Raw genomic sequence first — 4,660 nt, 5'->3', positions numbered from 1 at the left:
GATATAGACCAGCCAGTTTAGAGCAATGAGGCCCGCTGAAATCGACAGATAGAAAATACGCTTTAGCGTGAGGGCGGCCCTCATATCCTTCCAGCGCGCGGCAACCGTGATGAAGACGAGCGCGGTTGGCAGCGCCCAGACAATGCGATGCGCGAGCATCTCTGCGGGCAGGATGTGGTCCAGCGCCCTGAAATAAAGCGGAAGCCCGCCCCAGAGCGCGTAGGCTGCGAATGCACTAAAGAAACCAAGGCGAAGGTCTGGGGTCATGGGCGCCCAAATAGTCTGCGGTGCTACGCGATGCCACCTGAATCTTGTGGCAGGTGAAATGAGTTTTTGGGCCTTGAGCAATAAAAACGCCGCCCTAGAGGCGGCGTTTTACGCTTCGAACTGAAGGCTCGATCAGGCGTTGACCGTGTCCGGTGCCAGGACGCCGCGCTTGACGAGTTCCTCAGCAATCTGGATCGCGTTCAATGCCGCGCCCTTGCGCAGATTGTCAGCCACGACCCACATGGACAGGCCGTGCTCGACCGTCGAGTCAGTGCGGATGCGCGAGACAAACGTGTCCCATTCGCCGGCGCAATCGATCGGCGTGATGTACTGGTCATCGTCAGGATTATCGATCACCTGCACGCCATCGAAATTACGCAGCACTTCGCGTGCCTGCTCCGGCGTGATCGCGTCCTCGAACTCAATGTTCACCGATTCAGCGTGACCAACGAAGACAGGCACACGTACACAGGTGACCGTCAGCTTGATGTTTGGATCGATCATCTTGTGGGTCTCGTTCCACATCTTGGCTTCTTCGTCGGTGTTGCCATCGTCCATGAACGAGCCAATCATCGGGATCGCATTGAAGGCAATCTGACGCGAGAATTCTTCAGGCTCGGGCTGGTCGTTGACGAAGATGCCCTTGGTCTGGTTCCAGAGCTCATCCATGCCGGACTTGCCAGCGCCGGACACCGACTGATAGGTCGAGACCACGACGCGCTTGATACCGGCAGCATCATGCAGCGGCTTCAGCGCCATGACGAGCTGGGCGGTCGAGCAGTTGGGGTTGGCGATGATATTCTTGGTGGCATATTTCAGCACATCTTCGCCATTCACTTCCGGCACGACGAGCGGGACATCAGGGTCCATCCGCCAGGCCGATGAATTATCGATCACAATGGCGCCTGACTTGCCCATTTTCTCGGCCCACTGTTTCGAGATGGAGCCGCCAGCGGACATGAGGACGATGTCCACATTCGAGAAATCGAAATCGTCGAGCGCCTGGCATTTCAGCGTCTTGTCGCCATAGCTTACTTCGCGGCCGACAGACCGGCGAGAGGCAACGGCAAAAACCTGATCTGCAGGAAAATCACGCTCATCCATGATATTGAGGAGCTCACGGCCCACATTTCCTGTCGCGCCAACAACGGCAACTCTAAGTGACATGACAATTATCCTTTCACGAAGCTGCTCGTGATACGTCAGATGAGGCAGCTTCTCAATCTTGTGATGAAAGCCCGGGCAGCAGATCACCTGCGCCACAGTCGAAGGCTTGATTTCACATGCATGTAATGCACTTTCGGCAAATGTTGAGTGCCATACCTGCAAACTCCCGCCCGATGGAGGCGATCCTGATAGAAGACACGATCTCGAAGTACATAAAGTGCTATAATTCCCGGGACATCGAGGGGATGCTCGACTGTGTGACCGAAGACGTCATTTTCGAGAATATTTCCAATACGGGCCAGACCATGACGTTTGAAGGCCGTGACAAGATGGGCGAGGTGGCTCAGCTTTCAGGCAACGCCTTTTCCTACCGGCGCCAGAAACTGGTCAGCCTCGTGATCGGGCAGGGCAAGGCGGCCGCCGAAATCGAGTTCGAGGGAAAAGCGGCGGTTGATCTTCCGAACGGCGTGAAAGCCGGCGAAACGATCAAGATCCGCGGCGCGAGCTTTTTCGAGTTTCGCGGCCAGCTGATGAGCCGGATCGCAGATTACAGCTGATCGATAACGGCCCTGGTCATGTCCGTGGTGGACAGGCTGCCGCCCAGATCGTTCGTTCTGGCCCCCGCCTTGAGCGCTCCTGCAACTGCGGTCATCACGCGATCTGCCGCATCCGGCCGCGCGAGCGACCAGCGCAACGCCATTTCCAGCGACAGGATTGCCGCGCAGGGATTGGCGATATTCTGACCGGCAATGTCCGGGGCTGACCCGTGCACAGGCTCGAACAGGCCGGGCGTGCCCTCCACCCCGAGGCTTGCCGATGGCAGCATGCCTATGGAGCCAGTCAGCATGGAAGCTTCGTCAGACAGAAGGTCGCCAAAGAGATTGTCGGCCAGGATCACGTCAAACTGTTTCGGGTTGCGCACCAGCTCCATGGCGCAGGCGTCCGCCAGCATATGGGTGAGCTCAACGCCCTCCCCGCCCATCTCGTGAAGGCCACTGACCTCTGTGCGCCAGAACAGGCCGCTTTCCATGACATTCGACTTGTCGACCGAGCAGACGCGGCCATTCCGGCCGCGCGCGATCTCGAAGGCGACGCGGGCAACGCGCTCTATTTCAGGCGCCGTGTAGATCGACGTGTCATAGCCGCGCCGGACACCATTTTCGTCGGTGTCTATGCCGCGCGGTTCACCGAAATAGACCCCGGATGTCAGCTCGCGCACGATCATCAGATCCAGGCCTTCAACGATGTCGCGCTTCAGCGTCGAGGCTCCGATCAGGGCTTCGAAGCAGAAGGCAGGACGCAGATTGGCAAAGACGTCGAGTTCCTTGCGCAGGCTCAGCAGCCCCATCTCCGGGCGCTTGTCACGCTCTGCATTCTCCCATTTCGGACCACCAACCGCGCCCAGCAGGACGGCATCGCTGGTCTTTGCCTGCTCAAGAACGTCATCCGTCAGGGGCACGCCTGACGCATCCAGTGATGCGCCTCCGACAAGCGCCTCGGAAAGCTCGACGTCGGGCGCAACGAGTTCTGAAATCTGGCGGGCCGCAGCGATGACTTCCGGGCCGATGCCGTCGCCGGGAAGAAGGAGAAGTGTCTGTTTCATATCGGCGAGGGTTCTGGCCCGAATGTGCGATGATGTCTACAGGCCTACAGGTCTTCCGGTTCAGCCTCGTACACTCTTAGCGAGCGATCACGAAGCCCGAGGCCTGCCAGCGCAGCGCGCCATTCAGCCATGTGGGGCGTCGCTAAATGCGCTTTCAGGGCGGCCCGGTCTGCCCAGCGCTCGCTGACACGGACGAGTCCCGGATCAATGAGATCGAGCGCATAGGCATAGTCGATGCAGCCCGTTTCGGCGCGGCTGGACCGGATCATTTTTTCCATGGCTGGCCGTGCAGCTTCGATGTCGCCCGGCTCGATGCGCACAGCGCCTTCGACGACGATCATGAAGACGGCGGGACCGGCTCGTCGATCTTTTCAGGATCAATATCGACCTCAGGCTGGGTGGAGTAAGGATCAAGGGCGCACCCGGCGAGCAGGAGCGCGGCGATCAGCAGGCTGGCAAGTTTCATGCGGGGTCTCCTCAGGCCTTCGTCGGGGCAAGCCAGGGCATGGACAGCTTACGGCCCGCCTCATAAGTCTCGATTGCGGATGCAGCGTTCAACGTCTGCCCGATATCGTCGAGCCCTTCCAGCAGGCTCCCCTTGCGGCCGGCATCAATGTCGAACCCAATGGTTTCGCCGTCAGGTGTGGTGATCGTCTGGCTTTCCAGATCGACGGTGAACCGATGATTGGCCCCGCCGGCCTGTTCAGCCATCGCGGCGCAGGTCTCGTGCGGCAGGGTGATCGGGAGGATCCCGTTCTTGAAACAATTATTGTGAAAGATATCGGCAAAGGACGGCGCAATCACGCAGGTGATGCCCTGGTCCAGCAGGGCCCAGGGCGCATGTTCGCGCGAGGAGCCGCAGCCGAAATTCTCGCCGGCGATCAAGATGCCGGCCGACTGGAATGCGGGCCTGTTCAGCACGAAGTCAGGATCGGGCGTCCCATCCGCCTTTGTTTTGAGTTCGAAAAACAGACCCTGAGACAAGCCCTCGCGTTCCGTCGTCTTCAGGAACTGTTTCGGGATGATCATGTCGGTATCGACATTGGCCATGAGCCGGTCATTGTCAGTGAGCGCAGCGGCGGTGGTGGTAAGGCTGGTGAACGCTTTCATGGAAGGCGTTCTAGCGCGGGTCATGGGAGATGAACAGGGTCGGCACGCCAAGTGTGCCGTCTCTTACCGTAAACACACGCGTGCCGGGTTTCCGGCCGGTGCGAATGTCCGAGATATTCAACCCGTCCGCCTCCAGCCGTTGATGGGCGGCGGCAAGATCATCGACCGTCCATGTCATGCCCCAGATCCTGTCCGGTCCGTCCGGGTCCGGCGCCTGGTCGAGCCTGTGCGTGACCTCGAAGGTCAGCCCGCCAACCTTGAAGAAGAGAAAGCGCGTGTTCCACTGCTCTGCTGTCCGATCAAGGCGCAGGTCGAGGCCGAGCCTTGCGCCGTAAAGTCCGAGAGCGCGATCGGGGTTGGGCGTGGCGATGACGATATGGTCGAGCGACTGGACGGTTCCCGGCGGGCCAGCGACCGGCTCAAGAGACGTGCCCGGCTGAATGACGAACGTCTTGATGCCCGCCACTGCCTCATCCGCGCACCTGAACCGGCGCCAGTGCCTGACCTTTCCTG

7 protein-coding genes and 1 pseudogene are annotated in these 4,660 nt (G+C 59.7%); 1 reads left to right on the top strand and 7 read right to left on the bottom strand.

The features are described from left to right. Together WA989_RS18390 and WA989_RS18385 are read right to left on the bottom strand one after the other, a co-directional pair. Window positions 1–267: pseudogene (locus WA989_RS18390) on the bottom strand (EamA family transporter RarD); the annotation flags it as partial. A gap of 132 nt (window positions 268–399) precedes the next feature. After that, window positions 400–1,434: an aspartate-semialdehyde dehydrogenase gene (locus WA989_RS18385; protein ID WP_424341922.1), complete on the bottom strand. Its 1,035-nt coding sequence runs from the start codon at window positions 1,432–1,434 to the stop codon at window positions 400–402. A 140-nt stretch (window positions 1,435–1,574) separates the two neighbouring features. Here WA989_RS18385 and WA989_RS18380 point away from each other — a divergent pair, with 140 nt between their 5' ends. Further along, entirely contained in the window at window positions 1,575–1,991 is a 417-nt protein-coding gene (locus tag WA989_RS18380) for a nuclear transport factor 2 family protein (protein WP_424341921.1), read from the top strand. Here WA989_RS18380 and leuB read toward each other — a convergent pair. The 5 genes from leuB to WA989_RS18355 all read right to left on the bottom strand — a co-directional run. After that, window positions 1,982–3,037 carry a 3-isopropylmalate dehydrogenase gene (gene leuB, locus WA989_RS18375; protein WP_424341920.1) on the bottom strand — a complete coding sequence of 352 codons (1,056 nt, stop codon included), beginning with the start codon at window positions 3,035–3,037 and terminating at the stop codon, window positions 1,982–1,984. The genes WA989_RS18380 and leuB overlap by 10 nt on opposite strands. 44 nt (window positions 3,038–3,081) lie before the next feature. Beyond that, complete coding sequence (locus WA989_RS18370; protein ID WP_424341919.1) at window positions 3,082–3,378, bottom strand: putative quinol monooxygenase; 297 nt, start codon at window positions 3,376–3,378, stop codon at window positions 3,082–3,084. Then, on the bottom strand, window positions 3,375–3,503 hold the full coding sequence (locus tag WA989_RS18365; RefSeq protein WP_424341918.1) for a hypothetical protein: 129 nt from the start codon (window positions 3,501–3,503) through the stop codon (window positions 3,375–3,377). Before WA989_RS18365 ends, WA989_RS18370 begins: the two co-directional genes overlap by 4 nt. Window positions 3,504–3,514: 11 nt before the next feature. Next, window positions 3,515–4,147 (bottom strand): 3-isopropylmalate dehydratase small subunit, encoded by a 633-nt coding sequence (gene leuD, locus WA989_RS18360; protein ID WP_424341917.1) that lies wholly within the window; start codon window positions 4,145–4,147, stop codon window positions 3,515–3,517. A 10-nt stretch (window positions 4,148–4,157) separates the two neighbouring features. Continuing rightward, the coding region (locus WA989_RS18355; protein WP_424341916.1) for a VOC family protein at window positions 4,158–4,660 on the bottom strand (503 nt) is incomplete at its 5' end.

Origin of the sequence: Henriciella sp. (genome assembly GCF_049649345.1) — a bacterium.
Taxonomy (GTDB): domain Bacteria; phylum Pseudomonadota; class Alphaproteobacteria; order Caulobacterales; family Hyphomonadaceae; genus Henriciella.
The sequence above is the reverse complement of the archived record's forward strand: the minus strand, read 5'-3'. Positions and strand labels throughout refer to the sequence as shown.